Genomic DNA, 14752 nt, shown 5'->3' with positions numbered 1-14752 from the left:
ACTTGCGCGGGCCGGCACGAAGGAGACCGACATGAATCGAATTTTCAAGACCGCTGTCCTGTCCGCTGCCGTGGTCGCAACCACGCTCGCGACCTTGCCCGCTGCCTACGCGGATGAGTGGCGCCATCACGGCCATCACGGCAACGGCGATGCAATCGCCGCCGGCGTCCTCGGACTCGCGGCCGGCGCGCTGATCGGTGGCGCCTTGGCCAATGACGGGCCCCCGCCCTATGCTGACCGCTACTACGATGACGGTTACTACGAGCGTGACGTCGTGGTCCGCCCGGCACCGGTGCGCCGCTACTATGCAGAGCCGAGGGTCGTCTACAATGAAGGCTACGCTCAGCCCTGGACGCGCGACTGGTACGACTATTGCTCGGATCGCTACCGTACCTTCAACGCCCGCACCGGCACGTTCACCGGCAATGACGGCGAACAGCATTTCTGCACGGCGAACTAAGACCAAGGGCTTCCCTGCCCCAAACAAAAGCGCTGACCGCGAGGCCAGCGCTTTTTGTTGTTGGCCTTGACCGTCCCGGATTTCTCTTGAGATCGGCGCCGCCCCTCATCAGCCTGCCGGCGCCTTTCCAGCGAAGTACGGGGAGAAGGCATTGGCTGCAACACAGGCGCTCTTAAGTCAGAAAAGGGTTGGTCCGCCGCTCCTCGCCGAAGCGTCCGCCGGGACCATGGCCGCAGATGAAGCCGATGTCGTCGCCGAGCGGCAGGAGCTTGTCCTTGATCGAGGCGATCAGCGCCGCGTGGTCGCCGCCCGGCAGGTCGGTGCGGCCGACCGAGCCGCGAAACAACACATCGCCGACATGGGCGAACTTGGCCGCGCGGTTGTAGTAGACGACATGGCCAGGCGCGTGGCCAGGGCAATGCAACACCTCGAACACATGCGAGCCGAATGACACGGTCTCGCCTTCGGTCAGGAACCGGTCGGGCACGCAGTTGCGCGCGCCGGCGATGCCGTACCGCCTGCCCTGGTTTTCCAGATTGTCGAGCAACGGCTTGTCGGCCTCATGCGGGCCGATGATCTCGACGCCGAGCGCCTCCTTCAACTCCATGGCGCCGCCGGCATGGTCGATATGGCCATGCGTTATCCAGATCGCCTCGGCTGATATCGCGTTGTCCTTCAGCGCCGCCAGCACCTTGTCGATGTCACCGCCCGGATCGACGACGACACCCTGCTTGTCGTCCATGTCGAACAGGATGGTGCAATTCTGCTGGAACGGTGTGACCGGCACGATGCCGGCATTGAGCTGACCCATGATCGTCCTTTCGCTACTCCAGCGTGATGTAACGGCGCGGGCGAAGGGCGTCCACCCCTCGACAGACGAACGGTCAGTCGCTCCGAAAACGAAAATGGGCGGCCGAAGCCGCCCACTTAGAACGCCTAGACCGAATAGCTTACTTCTTCATGGCACCCATGACTGCGCCGAGAATGCCGGTCAGGATCGCGCCGCCGCCGGCACCGCCGACGATGTTGTTGAGATTCAGCGCGCTGCCGAGACCGCTCGTTGCTGCTGCCGCGGCCGCCGGATCGACCGCGCCGCCACCAAGCAGGCTGCCGAGGATCGCCGCACCGCCGACGCCGCCAATGGCTCCGCCCAGGATTTTGGGAAGCTGACCCAACGCCGCCGTCTTGAGCGCCGCACCGACCGCCTGACCACCGATGATACCCGTAATCACCTGTACAATGATCGGAAGAAGCGTGTTCATGTCCATATGATTAGTCCCTCCATAGCTGCCAGCCTTCCGGGCCGACACCATCATGAGACGCCGAAATGGACGAAAGTCAAATGCACAAACGCTTAAATAAAAGGGGCGGCCTCAAAACCGCCCCTGCTTGCTCGAAAAGCTGTGACTTTCGTTATTCTGCTGCGATCGCGTGCTTGGGCTGAACCGCTGCAGAATAGTCATTCATAAGGTTCTTGGCGATTTCACCGACCTCGAATCGGTAAGGTCCGATCTCCGAAACCGGCGTTACTTCCGCTGCTGTCCCGGTCAGGAAGCATTGCTCGAAGCCCTCGAGTTCTTCCGGCATGATGACGCGTTCGATCACTTCCAGACCGCGATCCTTGGCCAGTCCGATGACCGTGCGGCGGGTGATGCCGTCGAGGAAGCAGTCGGGCTTGGGCGTGTGGATCTTGCCGTCCTTGACGAAGAAGATGTTGGCGCCGGTCGCTTCCGCGACCTGGCCACGCCAGTCGAGCATCATGGCATCGGCGTAGCCCTTGGCCTCGGCGGCGTGCTTGGACATGGTGCAGATCATGTAGAGGCCGGCGGCCTTCGACTTGGACGGCGCCGTGCGCGGGTCGGGCCGGCGCCATTCCGCCACGTCGAGGCGGATGCCTTTCAGCTTCTGCGCCGGATCGAAATAGCTCGGCCACTGCCAGATGGCGATGGCGCAGTTGATGCGGTTGTTCTGCGCTGAAACGCCCATCTGTTCACTGCCGCGCCAGGCGATCGGCCGGACATAGGCGTCCTGGAAACCTTGCTTCTTCAAAAGCGTGGTGGAAGCGTCGTTGAGCTCGGCCACCGAATAGGGGATCTTGAAGCCGAGCAGGCGCGCCGATTCATGCAGGCGCTCGGTGTGTTCGTTGAGCTTGAAGATCTCGCCGCCATAGGCGCGCTCGCCTTCGAACACGGCGCTGGCGTAGTGCAGGCCATGGGTCAGGACGTGAATCTTGGCGTCACCCCATTGGACGAACGCGCCATTCATCCAGATGAAGCCGTCCAGTTGATCGAAGGGAACGGATGCCATGGTAACCTCCCGCGGGCGGCAGCCCGCATAGTGTTGTATCGTTGTGTGTTTCGTGTCGGTCGCGCAAGGCGGCCTTTATGCTGGAGCGTAGGCGGATAATTGCGCTCTGGCAAACTCAGGAAGTTCCGGAAAAACCGGCCTCTCTTGCCTTTTCGTTCGCAATCCGCCCAAAAGCTTGTCAAAAATTACCATTGCAGGGAAATTACGTCAATAGTACTGACATAATCTCTCTTTCAAGCGGAGAAATGATGACGGATCGAAGCCACGCAGCCGGGAAACCGATCAGGACGGCGATCACCGACGAGGACGGCATCGATTTCGCCATCATCGAACTGCTCTTCTTCGCCTATCGGGACTTCACCTCCGATCCGGATCAGATCCTGGCCGATTACGGCTTCGGCCGCGCCCACCACCGGGTGCTGCATTTCGTCAACCGCAGGCCGGGCCTGACGGTTGCCGAACTGCTCGACGTGCTGAAGATCACCAAGCAGAGCCTGGCGCGAGTGCTCAAGCAGTTGATCGACACCGACCATGTCGTGCAGTTGCAAGGTCCGCGCGACCGCCGGCAGCGCGAGCTTTATCCGACCGCCAAGGGCCGCGCGCTGGCGCTGGCGTTGGCGCGGCCACAGTCGCGCCGCATCCATGCTGCATTGGGAGATTCCGGGATAACCGAACGGACCCTGGTTGAACGGTTCCTCGAAGCGATGGTCAATCCGGAACTGAGAGCGCAGATCGACGTTGGGTCCGCAAAAATGTCAGGGAAAAGCCATGGAGAGCACTGAAAGGGTCGATCAGGCGGCCGCACCGGACGACGACGCGCCGCATTTGCTCGTCGTCGACGACGACACCCGCATCCGCAATCTTCTCAAGCAGTATCTGACCGAAAACGGCTTTCGCATCACCGTCGCCGGCAATGCCGGCGAAGCCCGGCGCAAGCTTGCCGGCCTCGACTTCGATCTTCTGATCCTCGACGTGATGATGCCCGGTGAAACGGGCGTCGACCTGACCAAGTCGCTGCGCGCCGAAAAGAACGTGCCGATCCTGATGCTGACGGCGCTGTCGGAAACCGACAGCCGCATCACCGGCCTCGAAGCCGGCGCCGACGACTATCTGCCGAAACCTTTCGATCCGCGCGAGCTGATCCTGCGCATCAACAACATCCTGCGCCGCGGCGGTCCGGCGACAACGCCGAAGGTCGAGCAACTGGTCTTCGGCCCTTACACGTTCCAGATAGCCAGGCGCGAATTGAAGCGCGGCGGCGAGGCGCTGAAGCTGACCGACCGCGAGCAGGAGATCCTGGCGATCTTCGCCGCGCGAGCAGGCGAGACGATCCCCCGCCACGAGCTTGTCGGCGACGATTCGGAAGTCGGCGAGCGCACCATCGACGTCCAGATCAACCGGCTGCGCCGCAAGATCGAGCGCGATCCGTCCAATCCGGTGTGGCTGCAGACCGTGCGCGGTATTGGGTATCGGCTCAGCGTGGAATAGAATGCCGCCTGCGGCCGGTCGAACGGTTGCGGGCAAACGAAAAGAGCGAATGGCAACCACGGAACTGCAACAGCCGGGCAATAACGGCTTGAGCGCACGCGCCGCGCGCACGCTCAAGGCGGTGCCGCGTGCCTGGAACCGGTTCTGGCGTCTCGTTTCGCTGTATATGCCGAAGCGGCTCTATGCCCGCTCGCTGATCATCGTCATCGCGCCGATGATCCTGCTGCAATCGGTCGTCGCCTTCGTCTTCATGGAACGCCATTGGGCAACCGTGACGCAGCGTCTGTCGCAGGCCACCGTGCGCGACATCGCCGCCATCATCGACATGATCGAAACCTATCCGCACGACGCCGACTACGCCAACATCATCCGGATCGCCCAGGACCGCATGCAGTTGAAGGTCGACCTCTTGCCGCCCGACCCGCTGCCCGCGCCCGGGCCCAAGCCCTTCTTCTCGATCCTCGACGATGTTCTTTCGGCCGAAATCACCCGCCAGATCAACCGCCCGTTCTGGATCGACACGGTCGGCAATTCCAACATCGTCGAGGTGCGCGTCCAGCTTGAGGGCAAGGTGCTGCGCGTCTTCGTGCGCCGCAGCCAGGCCTATGCCTCGAACACCCACATCTTCCTGATCTGGATGGTCGGCACCTCGCTGGTGCTGTTGATGATCGCCATCCCCTTCCTGCGCAACCAGATCCGGCCCATCCTGACGCTCGCCGAGGCGGCCGAAAGCTTCGGCAAGGGCCGGCCGATGCCGCGCGATTTCCGGCCGCGCGGCGCCGAGGAGGTTCGCCGCGCCGGCTTTGCCTTCATCCAGATGCGCGAGCGCATTGAACGCCAGATCGAGCAACGCACCGCCATGCTGACCGGCGTCAGCCATGACCTGCGAACCATTCTCACCCGCTTCAAGCTGCAACTGGCGCTGGCCGGCGGCAAGGCCGAGACCAAGGCGGCGCTCGACCAGGACATCGACGATATGCAGTCGATGCTCGAAGGCTACCTCGCCTTTGCCCGTGGCGAGGCTTCCGAGGATGCCGGGCGGTTCGATCTCGAGGCCTATTTCCAAAAGCTCGACGAGGAAGCCGGATTGCGCAAGCGCAAGCTGTCGACGACGCTTGTTGGCGACCGTGATGTGCATGTGCGGCCGAACGCCTTTGCCCGGCTGCTGTCCAACGTCATCGGCAACGCCTTCCGCTATGCCAGGACGGTGGAGGTCAACGCCAACCATGGCCGCGGCTCGCTGCTGGTCACCATCGACGACGATGGCCCCGGTATTCCGCTCGACAGGCGCGAAGACGTGTTCAAGCCCTTCGTGCGGCTCGACGAAGCTCGCAACCTCGATGCCAGCGGCACGGGGCTCGGCCTGTCGATTGCCCGCGATATCGCACGCAGCCATGGCGGCGACATCACTCTCGACGACAGCCCGCTCGGCGGCCTGCGCGCCGTCATCAAGGTTCCGGCCTGATCGGAGCATGATTCCGAAAAGTGGAAACCGGTTTTCTCGGACAAACGGAAACTGTTTGTCCAGATATCATGCTTAGCTAGACGACTGCTTCATCCGCCCGTCATGAAACCATGGTGAAGAGCGCGCATGAAGCGCGCGACCTCACTTGATTCGGCCTTGCCGCCTCACTTCGATCCCGCGCCCGCCCGGGTGCGCTGGAGCGAAGCGAGAGCCGCAGGCTGGTCGCCGTTCCGGCATCGTCTCAAGGCAACCGTCGACCTTTCGAGCAAAGGGCCGCCATGCGCATATTGATGGTCACCGACGCCTGGCGCCCACAGGTCAATGGCGTCGTCCACACGCTGGAACGACTGACCGAGACGCTGAAATCCTTCGATGTCGCGGTGGATTTCCTGACACCCAACATCTTTCGCACGCTGCCCTTGCCGACCTACCCCGACATCCGGCTGGCGCTGACCACGCCCGGCCATGTCGCGCGCCTGATCGAAGCCGGCAAGGCAGACCATATCCACCTCGTCACCGAGGGACCACTGGGCATCATGGCGCGACGCTATTGCCGCAATGCCGGCCGGCCGTTCACCACCAGCTATCACACCCGCTTTCCGGAATATCTCAGCGCCCGCCTGCCGGTGCCGGAAAGCTGGGCCTATCGCTGGCTGCGCGATTTCCACAATTCCGGCCAGGGCACGCTGGTCGCCACGCAGTCGCTCGCCGACGATCTTGCCTCGCGTGGCTTCAACAAGCTTCGCCCCTGGACACGTGGCGTCGACACCGGCCATTTCCGACCGGACAAGAAGAAGGATCTCGGCTTTCCCGGCCCGATCTTCCTTTGCGTCGGCCGCGTCGCCATCGAAAAGAACCTCTCGGCCTTTCTCGACCTCGATCTGCCCGGCAGCAAGGTGATCGTCGGCGAGGGTCCGGAACTGGCCAAGCTGAAGGCAAAATATCCGCAAGCGCATTTCCTTGGCCATCGTCCCAATGACGAACTGGCCGAGATCTACGCCTCGGCCGACGTCTTCGTCTTCCCCAGCCGCACCGACACGTTCGGCAATGTCATCATCGAGGCGCTGGCCAGCGGCACGCCGGTCGCCGCCTATCCGGTGACCGGTCCGATCGACATCGTCGGCGACGGTTTTGGCGGCGCGGTGTCGACCGATCTGCGCGAGGCAGCACTCGCCGCCCTCAACGTCGACCGCGCCGAGGCGCGCGAACGCGCCATGCGCTACAGCTGGAAAGCCTGCGCCGAACTGTTTCTCGACACGGTCGAGGAAGCGCTGGGCATGCCGCGGAAACTGGCTGCCTGAGAAGTATCGTGGCCTCAGGATGTGTCTAGTTCAGGTCAGGCCAAGCTGAGAATGGCGGGCCCCGAGACCCGTTTGGGTGCGTGAGCACCGGAAGCGCTGGAGACCGCCGTTCGCAAGCCGGCCTCACCTGAATATCAGAACGTCCTAAAAAAGTCGCCCGCCATCCGGCACCCTGCGCTCGATGGCGCCGAGCACCACGGCACCCTCTTCGTCGGGAAAGCCGAGCGTCAGCACTTCCGACATGAACGGACCGATCTGGCGCGGTGGGAAATTGACCACCGCGAACACCTGCCGGCCGATCAGCGTCTCGGGCGTATAGTATTTGGTGATCTGGGCCGAGGATTTCTTGATGCCGATGTCGGCGCCGAAATYGATCTTAAGCTTGAATGCCGGCTTGCGCGCTTCGGGAAACGGCTCTGCCTCGACGATCGTGCCGGCGCGGATGTCGACACGATCGAAGTCGGCAAAACTGATCTCGGGCTTGCGCTCGCTGCTCGAACTCATCTCTGTCTTGTCTGCCTTGCCGTCGCTCTAGAGCATGATCCCGAAAAGTGGACTCCCGTTTTCTCGGACAAACGGAAACTGTTTGTCCAGAGATCATGCTCAAACAATGAGATAGAGCCCTATCCCGATTCCATCGGGACGGAACGGGCTCTAGGCGTTGCCGTAGGTCTCGAACAGCACGCCGGCCAGCGCGTCCTTGGCCGAGGTTCCCGACCAGACGACGAACTGAAACGCCTGGAAATAGCATTCGCAGGCTTCCAGCGCCGACGACAGCAGCACTTCGACCTGCTGGCTCGACGGCTCGACACCGCCGGCCAGGAGCAGCGACTGGCGGAACATGATCGCGCCTTCCTGCTCCCAGAGGTCGAAATGGCCGAACAGCATCTGTTCGTTGATGAGCGACAGCAGCCGCATCACTTCCAGTGCGCGAGCCTCCGGCACCTTGATGTCGAAGGCGCAGGCCAAGTGCAGCGCCTCGAAATCCTCCATCCACGAGAAGGAGACGTGATAGTCGGTCCAGCTGCCGGCAACCGAGATCGAAATCTCGTCATCACCGGCCCGCTCAAAGGACCAGTCGTTGTTGTGGGCCACCTGCTCGATAACATCCACCGGATGGATCTCGCGGGAGAATTCGAGTTCGAGAAGTTCCATGGAATGCTTCCTGTCGTTCTGAGGAGCGCCGCCACACGCTCCGCGGGAGGGCACACACAACGAACAATCTTGTCTAGAACTCGGACGGCCAGGACTTCTCGACGCAAAGACCCCCAGACCGGACCCCACCGCCCGGCCACATGACCCTGCTCCGAATCATGCAACAAATTCAGTCTATTGATCGGGAGTCGCGTGAACAGCCCAATTTTTCGCACTGCGTCATTCGCATGTGGAAAGCCGCTGTCACAAAGATTCATGCAACGCCGTTAAGCGATTCACGGCAAAGCGCTTTTCAGGATCGGGCTATGTGGAAAAGTTTAATGATTATTTTTTTGCGCGGGGCTTTGCCGCCGCCGCCGGTGCGGCCTGTCCGGTCAATTCGGCAAGCTTGGCCTCGAGCGCCTCGATACGCTCTGCAAGGCGGGTGTTTTCTTCCCGGGCCTTGGCGGCCATCTCGCGCGCCGCCTCGAACTCTTCGCGCTGAACCACATCCATTGTGTTGAGGATGCGTTCGGCCTGGCCCTTGAAGGCGGTCTCGACTTCGCGACGCACGCCTTGGGCGGCCCCGGCGGCATCGGTCATCAGCTTGGCGAATTCATCGAGAATGCGGTTCGGTCCGGTCGACATGGCAGATCCTCGCTTACCGTTATTTGAGTTAGTAGCGCTGCACTTGGAATGCAAGCATGTTGCGCCCTGCTGCGGCATCAAGTCGGGAACGTCCGCCTTGCCTTGACCCTGCCAAAACCCTGCCGCATGGTCCGCGCCCAAATGCGATCGCAACCGAGAGTTCCCTGTTGAACGACTATTTCCTGCTGCCGCTGGCCTCCCTGCCCTTCCCCAACATCAACCCGATCCTCATCCAGATCGGGCCGCTGGCGGTACATTGGTACGGCGTCGGCTACATCGTCGGCATCCTGTTCGCCTGGTGGTACGCCAAGCGGCTCGCCGCCAATGCGAGGCTGTGGCCGAACGGCGTCCTGCCGATGAAGCCGGAGGACCTCGACGACTTCATCGTCTGGGCGGCCATCGGCGTCGTACTGGGCGGCCGCACGGGCTACGTGCTGTTCTACGACCTGCCGCGCTACATCGCCCACCCGCTCGACATCTTCGCTCTCTGGCAGGGCGGCATGTCGTTCCATGGCGGCCTGCTCGGCGTCATCCTCGCCATGACGCTGTTTTCCATCAAGCGCGGCATCCGCACATGGTCGCTGTTCGACGTGGTGGCGGCCGGTGTGCCGGTTGGCCTTGGCCTGGTGCGCGTCGCCAATTTCATCAATTCCGAGCTTTGGGGGCGCCCCACCGACGTGCCCTGGGCGATCGAATTCCCCAATGGCGGGCCGTTTGCCCGCCATCCTAGCCAGCTCTATGAGGCCTTGCTGGAGGGCGTGGTGCTGTTCCTCGTCCTGCGCATCCTCACCCATTCGCGCCTCAAGCTGAAGACGCCGCGCTTCGTCGGCGGCGCCTTCATCTGCGGCTACGGCCTGTCGCGCATCTTCGTCGAATTCTTCCGCGAGCCCGACCAGCAGCTCGGCTATCTCCTTGGCACCAATTGGCTGACCATGGGCATGATCCTGTCGTCGCCGATGGTGCTGGTCGGCATCTGGGCGATGGTGACCGCCAAGCCGGTGCCACAGCCGCAGCCGGCATGACACGGCTGAGGACCCGCATCGTCGGCCTTATCGAGGCGTCGGGGCCGCTTCCCGTCAACGAATACATGGCGATGTGCCTGTTCGACCCCGTGGACGGCTACTACACGACGCGCGAACCCTTTGGCGCGGCCGGCGACTTCATCACCGCGCCGGAGATCAGCCAGATGTTCGGCGAACTCGTCGCCATCTGGCTCTACCAGGCCTGGCTGGCCAGCGGCCGGCCGCTGCCGGTCACCGTCGCCGAGATCGGTCCTGGCCGCGGCACGCTGATGAACGACATGCTGCGCACGCTGTCGCGACTTGATCCTGATCTGGCCAAAGGCGCCGGCTTCGCGATGATCGAGACCAGCCCACGCCTGACAGAAGTTCAGAAACAGACGCTCGGCACGACGCCATTCGCGATCGATTGGCACGAAACCATCGACACGCTGCCGCAACAGCCGCTGTTCATCGTCGGCAACGAATTGTTCGATGCCGTGCCCATCCGCCAGTTCGTCCGCGCCGGCGCCGGCTGGCGCGAACGCGTGGTCGGTCTGGACGAGACCAGTGAGCTGCGCTTCTTTGCCGGCGCCGGCTCGGTCGACCCGACACTGCTGCCTGACGACGCCACCGACGCGCCGCAAGGCGCGATCGTCGAGGTCGCGCCGGCACGCGCAGCCCTGATGGCGACCATTGCCGAACGCATAATTACGCATGGCGGAGCCGGCCTGTTCGTGGACTATGGCCACCTCCGGCCAGGTGTCGGCGACACGCTGCAGGCTCTGCGCAGGCACGATCACGAAGATGTGCTGGCCAATCCCGGCGAGGCCGACCTGACGACCCACGTCGATTTCGCCGCTCTTGCCGCAACCGTCCGCGCGCATGGGCTCGACGCCCATCTGTCGACGCAAGGCGGCTTCCTGCTCGGCATGGGCATTCTCGAGCGTGCCGGCCGGCTCGGCGCCGATGCCGACCAGACGGCGCGCGACAAGATCGCCGACGACGTCGAAYGCCTCGCCGGCGCGCAAGCCATGGGCGAGCTGTTCAAGGTGCTTGCCGTGCTCCCCCGCGACATGGCCGTCCGGCCCTTTGCCACGGCGGATTGACTTTTCACTGCCGCCTCTCCCAATCTCCCGTCCGGCAAGCACCGTTCGGACCGCCAGCCGAACTCTGCCCCGCCTTCTTGTCGAAAAGCACTTCTCCTTGACGAAACCGCCCACACGGACAACAACGCCCGCATGCTGAATCAGACCAAACCGGATCCCGTTCGGTCGGCCCTGCTGGACAAGGCGCAGGCGCATGGCATCCGCCACGGCTATTTCACCCGCCTCGGCGGTGTTTCCAGCGGCATCTACCAGGGCCTCAACATCGGCACCGGATCGAATGACGACCAGGCGCTGGTCGCCGAGAACCGCAGCCGTGTCGCCGCCTGGATGGGCGTGCCGGCGAGCCATCTGCTGACCGCCTGGCAGGTCCATTCTCCCGATGTCATTGTCGTGCGCGAGCCCTTTGCCGGCGAGCGGCCCAAGGCCGACGCCATCGTCACCGACCGGCCGGGCATCGCCATCGGTGCCTCGACCGCCGATTGCGGCCCGGTGCTGTTCGCGGATACGCAGGCGCGCATCATCGGCGCCGCGCATGCCGGCTGGAAAGGCGCCTTCACCGGCGTGCTGGAAAACACCATCCTCGCCATGGAAAGCCTTGGCGCCAGCCGCCAAAACATCGTTGCCGTGCTCGGCCCTTCGATCGGCCCTGAAAACTATGAGGTCGGGCCGGAATTCGTCGCCCGTTTCGTCGAGGCCGACGCTGAAAACATCCGCTATTTCGTACCCTCCGCCAACGCCGGCCATGCGATGTTCGACCTCAATCGCTACACGGTCGACCGGCTGGCTAAGGCCGGCGTGACGGCCGAGGGCCTCGGCCGCTGCACTTATGCCGAGGAAGATCTGTTTTACTCCTACCGGCGCACCACGCACCGCAAGGAGCCCGATTACGGCCGGCAGGTTTCGGCAATCGTTTTGGAGAAGCAATAATGGCGCTGCATTTTGAACGTTCGGAATTTGATGCGCGGCGCGACCGGCTGATGATCGAGATGGCCGAGAAGAAGCTCGACGCTATCCTGCTGTTCGCCCAGGAAAGCATGTACTGGCTGACCGGCTACGACACGTTCGGCTTCTGCTTCTTCCAGTGCCTGGTGGTGAAGGCCGATGGTTCGATGGTGCTGTTGACCCGCTCGGCCGACCTGCGCCAGGCGCGCCAGACCTCGATCATCGACAACATCGTCTTGTGGACCGATCGCAACGGCGCCAATCCGGCGGTCGACCTGCGCAATCTGCTCAACGAGCTCGACCTGCTCGGCGCCCGCATCGGCGTCGAATACGACACCCACGGGCTGACCGCCTACAATGGCCGGCGGCTGGACGAACAGCTGCAGACCTTTGGCCAGATCGCCGACGCGTCCGGCATCGTCGGCCGGCTGCGCCTGTTCAAGAGCCCGGCCGAAATCGCCAAGGCCGAGAAGGCCGCCAACCTTTCCGACGACGCGCTCGACGCGGCCTTGCCGCTGATCAAGCAGGGCGGCGACGAAGCGCTGATCCTGGCAGCCATGCAGGGGGCGATCTTTGCCGGTGGCGGCGACTATCCGGCCAACGAGTTCATCATCGGATCCGGCGTCGATGCGCTGCTGTGTCGCTACAAGTCCGGCCGCCGCAAGCTCACCAAGAACGATCAGATGACGCTTGAATGGGCTGGCGTCTTCAACCACTACCATGCGCCGATGATGCGCACCGTGCTCACCGGCAAGGTCTCGAAGCGCCATCAGGAGCTGTTCGACGCCGCCCGCGCAGCACTTCTGGCCGTCGAGAAGGCGATGACGCCGGGCAACAGCTTCGGCGACGTGTTCGATGCCCACGCCCGCACCATGGAGGCGCACGGCCTGACCAAGCACCGGCTGAACGCCTGCGGCTATTCGGTCGGCGCCCGCTTCACCCCGTCCTGGATGGACATGCCGATGTTCTACCAGGGCAACCCCGAGCCGATCGCGCCGAACATGACGCTGTTCGCCCACATGATCATCATGGATTCCGACACCGAGACGGCGATGACGCTTGGCCGCACCTACCTGACCACCGAATCCCAGCCGAAGCCGCTGTCCCGCCATGATCTCGACTTGATCGTACAGTGAATCCACAATGGGAGGCGTGCTTCGCCAAGGAGTTAGAAGGCAAATGAGACGATCGCATGTGACGACCGTGTCATTGCTTGTGGCATTGGCTCTTGCCGCCTGCACCAACGCAAAGGACGTTCTCGAACCGTCAGCCATCACCCCGCCGGCGACCTCGACGCCGTCGACGCCCGGCACCCAGGGTAGCGCCGCCCCCGCCCCGTCGACCACCGACCCCGCCATTGCGGGCAATCCCGCAACCACCACCACGCCGGTCACACCAGCCCAAAGTGCTGCCATCCTGTCGAAGACCCGCCTGCAGATCGCGCCGATCGTCGGTGCTTCGGTGGAAGCCGCCACACCGCTGACGGCGGAATTGCAGACGCGCGCCAGGCAACGTGGCATCACGCTTGCCGGCAGCACCGACCAGACCGCGACCCATGTGCTCAAGGGTTATTTCTCGGCGATATCGGAAGGCAAGGACACCACCGTCATCTATGTCTGGGACGTCTACGACCCGGCCGGCAACCGGCTGCACCGCATCAACGGCCAGCAGAAGGCAGCTTCGACAAAATCCGGCGACAGCGGGGGCGGCGATAGCTGGAAAGGGGTCTCACCGGCGACTATGCAGGCAATCGCCGACCAGACCATCGACCAGTTCGCGGCCTGGCTCGGCGGCAAGGCGGGCTGAGGTGTTGCCCACTGGCGATGGCGCGAGGCTTTCTTGAGATTAGCCGGCGGATTCCCGATCTCGGCGCTTGCAATACCGGCGCGGGCCGCTAAAAGCCCGGTTAAAAGGTGCAGGAGAGTCTGTCTGATCTCTCCATCCTCCACCAGGAACGGTGTATGAAACTCTTCGCGGGCAATTCCAACAGGGTGCTGGCCGAAGCGGTCGCCCGCTATCTCAACATCCCGCTGGGCAAGGCCAGTGTCAGGCGCTTCGCCGACCAGGAAATCTTCGTCGAAATCCAGGAAAATGTGCGCGGCGAGGATGTCTTCATCCTGCAGTCGACCTCGTTCCCGACCAACGATCACCTGATGGAACTGCTCATCATGATCGATGCCTTCATGCGCTCGTCGGCCAAGCGCATCACGGCGGTGATTCCCTATTTCGGCTACGCCAGGCAGGATCGCCGCGCCTCCGGCCGTACGCCGATCTCGGCCAAGCTGGTCGCCAACATGATCACGCGCGCCGGCGTCGACCGTGTTCTGACGCTCGACCTGCATGCCGGCCAGATCCAGGGCTTTTTCGACATCCCGACCGACAATCTGTTTTCGGTGCCGGTCATGGCCCGCGACGTGAAGGCGAAGTACAAGCAGCTCGGCAATGTCGTGGTGGTGTCACCCGACATCGGCGGCGTGGTGCGCGCCCGTGCGCTGGCCAAGCGCTTCGACGCGCAGCTGGCCATCGTCGACAAGCGCCGCGAGCGTCCGGGCGAATCGGAAGTGATGAACATCATCGGCGCCGTTGCCGGCAAGGATTGCCTGCTGATCGACGATATCGTCGATTCCGGCGGCACGCTGTGCAATGCCGCCGATGCGCTGCTGGCCAACGGCGCCACCAGCGTCACCGCCTACATCACCCACGGTGTCCTGTCGGGCGGCGCCGTCGCCCGCATCAGCGGCTCGAAGCTGCAGGAACTGGTGATCACCGATTCCATCCAGCCGACCCAAGGCGTGCTCGACGCTCCGAACATCCGCGTCATCTCGATCGCCGACCTGATGGGCGAAGCCATCTCGCGCACGGCGACCGAGGAATCGGTGTCGAGCCTGTTCGACTAGGCC

General features: G+C 63.3%; 17 protein-coding genes. 11 read left to right on the top strand and 6 right to left on the bottom strand.

From position 1 onward, the window contains the following. Positions 1-31: 31 nt before the first annotated feature. Entirely contained in the window at positions 32-460 is a 429-nt protein-coding gene (locus AC1DZP_RS04470; protein ID WP_457154592.1) for a BA14K family protein, read from the top strand. A 172-nt stretch (positions 461-632) separates the two neighbouring features. On the opposite strand, the gene AC1DZP_RS04465 is transcribed toward AC1DZP_RS04470, so the two are convergent. From AC1DZP_RS04465 to AC1DZP_RS04455, 3 genes are all read right to left on the bottom strand, one after another. Beyond that, a complete protein-coding gene (locus AC1DZP_RS04465; protein WP_477300362.1) occupies positions 633-1271 on the bottom strand; it encodes an MBL fold metallo-hydrolase in 639 nt (212 codons plus the stop codon). Positions 1272-1410: 139 nt separating this feature from the next. Then, positions 1411-1728 (bottom strand): hypothetical protein, encoded by a 318-nt coding sequence (locus AC1DZP_RS04460; protein ID WP_095091700.1) that lies wholly within the window; start codon positions 1726-1728, stop codon positions 1411-1413. A 145-nt stretch (positions 1729-1873) separates the two neighbouring features. Next, positions 1874-2767, bottom strand: coding sequence for a branched-chain amino acid aminotransferase (locus tag AC1DZP_RS04455; RefSeq protein ID WP_477300360.1), 894 nt, complete (start codon positions 2765-2767; stop codon positions 1874-1876). A gap of 248 nt (positions 2768-3015) precedes the next feature. On the opposite strand from AC1DZP_RS04455, the gene AC1DZP_RS04450 reads away from it, so the two are divergent. The 4 genes from AC1DZP_RS04450 to AC1DZP_RS04435 all read left to right on the top strand — a co-directional run bounded on the left by AC1DZP_RS04450 (position 3016) and on the right by AC1DZP_RS04435 (position 7021). Further along, positions 3016-3549, top strand: a complete 534-nt coding sequence (locus tag AC1DZP_RS04450) for a MarR family winged helix-turn-helix transcriptional regulator (protein WP_167392346.1) — start codon at positions 3016-3018, stop codon at positions 3547-3549. Then, complete coding sequence (locus AC1DZP_RS04445) at positions 3536-4255, top strand: response regulator (protein ID WP_477300358.1); 720 nt, start codon at positions 3536-3538, stop codon at positions 4253-4255. Before AC1DZP_RS04450 ends, AC1DZP_RS04445 begins: the two co-directional genes overlap by 14 nt. Positions 4256-4304: 49 nt before the next feature. Beyond that, positions 4305-5720 (top strand): ATP-binding protein, encoded by a 1416-nt coding sequence (locus tag AC1DZP_RS04440; RefSeq protein WP_095090872.1) that lies wholly within the window; start codon positions 4305-4307, stop codon positions 5718-5720. Between the two features lie 278 nt (positions 5721-5998). Next, on the top strand, positions 5999-7021 hold the full coding sequence (locus AC1DZP_RS04435; protein ID WP_457151537.1) for a glycosyltransferase family 4 protein: 1023 nt from the start codon (positions 5999-6001) through the stop codon (positions 7019-7021). 144 nt (positions 7022-7165) lie between these two features. On the opposite strand, the gene AC1DZP_RS04430 is transcribed toward AC1DZP_RS04435, so the two are convergent. From AC1DZP_RS04430 to AC1DZP_RS04420, 3 genes are all read right to left on the bottom strand, one after another. Further along, positions 7166-7525: a tRNA-binding protein gene (locus AC1DZP_RS04430; protein ID WP_477300356.1), complete on the bottom strand. Its 360-nt coding sequence runs from the start codon at positions 7523-7525 to the stop codon at positions 7166-7168. Between the two features lie 150 nt (positions 7526-7675). Then, a complete protein-coding gene (locus AC1DZP_RS04425) occupies positions 7676-8176 on the bottom strand; it encodes a type III secretion system chaperone family protein (RefSeq protein WP_006202532.1) in 501 nt (166 codons plus the stop codon). A gap of 324 nt (positions 8177-8500) precedes the next feature. Then, complete coding sequence (locus AC1DZP_RS04420; protein ID WP_095090869.1) at positions 8501-8803, bottom strand: accessory factor UbiK family protein; 303 nt, start codon at positions 8801-8803, stop codon at positions 8501-8503. A gap of 167 nt (positions 8804-8970) precedes the next feature. Here AC1DZP_RS04420 and lgt point away from each other — a divergent pair, with 167 nt between their 5' ends. From lgt to AC1DZP_RS04390, 6 genes are all read left to right on the top strand, one after another. After that, a complete protein-coding gene (gene lgt / locus AC1DZP_RS04415) occupies positions 8971-9825 on the top strand; it encodes a prolipoprotein diacylglyceryl transferase (protein WP_477300354.1) in 855 nt (284 codons plus the stop codon). After that, entirely contained in the window at positions 9822-10910 is a 1089-nt protein-coding gene (locus AC1DZP_RS04410; protein WP_477300352.1) for a class I SAM-dependent methyltransferase, read from the top strand. The genes lgt and AC1DZP_RS04410 overlap by 4 nt, the downstream gene beginning before the upstream one ends. 132 nt (positions 10911-11042) lie before the next feature. After that, entirely contained in the window at positions 11043-11837 is a 795-nt protein-coding gene (gene pgeF, locus AC1DZP_RS04405; protein WP_477228202.1) for a peptidoglycan editing factor PgeF, read from the top strand. Beyond that, positions 11837-12988: a M24 family metallopeptidase gene (locus AC1DZP_RS04400; RefSeq protein ID WP_477228203.1), complete on the top strand. Its 1152-nt coding sequence runs from the start codon at positions 11837-11839 to the stop codon at positions 12986-12988. Before pgeF ends, AC1DZP_RS04400 begins: the two co-directional genes overlap by 1 nt. A gap of 43 nt (positions 12989-13031) precedes the next feature. After that, positions 13032-13658 carry a hypothetical protein gene (locus AC1DZP_RS04395; RefSeq protein ID WP_477300350.1) on the top strand — a complete coding sequence of 209 codons (627 nt, stop codon included), beginning with the start codon at positions 13032-13034 and terminating at the stop codon, positions 13656-13658. 155 nt (positions 13659-13813) lie between these two features. After that, entirely contained in the window at positions 13814-14749 is a 936-nt protein-coding gene (locus tag AC1DZP_RS04390) for a ribose-phosphate pyrophosphokinase (protein WP_019860650.1), read from the top strand. Positions 14750-14752 lie beyond the last annotated feature (3 nt).

The sequence above is a fragment of the Mesorhizobium sp. P2_F8 genome, assembly GCF_056403655.1.
Note: the sequence above shows the minus strand (reverse complement) of the source record. Positions and strands in the feature narration are given on the sequence as shown.